Source organism: Ralstonia sp. VS2407 (assembly GCF_052950655.1).
Map to the genome: position 1 here is coordinate 1 of NZ_JBRFVG010000377.1, position 434 is coordinate 434.

1 protein-coding gene is annotated in these 434 nt (G+C 35.9%); it reads left to right on the forward strand.

The window, feature by feature from the left end; translation table 11 throughout:
- Positions 1-245 (forward strand): HNH endonuclease (locus ACU8YE_RS25550; protein ID WP_446930406.1); only part of this gene is annotated, 245 nt, incomplete at its 5' end.
- Positions 246-434: the final 189 nt, after the last annotated feature.

A 434-nucleotide genomic window follows, 5' to 3' on the forward strand; every position in this document is an offset into this window, starting at 1 on the left:
GAACAAAAGAATGGCAAGATGTCGCTGACTTTGTCTATGAAAGAGAAGGTGGTTGCTGTCAAAGATGTGGCCGTTTTGTATTTGGAAGGCAAGCGCATCGGCATCATGTGATTCCAATCAAGAAGAACGAAATGCTCAAACTTGATCCAAACAATATTCGTTTGTTGTGTCCGAAGTGTCATGTGATTGAAGAAAATGAAGCAGATGAGAAAAAAGTTTTTCCATCTTATTTTAGGAGGAAGTAAATATGAAACAGCAGTTAACAAAGCATTGGTGTATCAATCCTAAATGTAAATGGGAAATAAAAACACACAAATTGTTGGAAGGTTTAAAATGTCCGAAATGTAATTGTCCAACTCAATTAAAAATTTTAAAAAAATGAAGCCCCCCTATCAATTTTGATTCAAAATTTTTGTCGGGGGATAGGGTAGGGG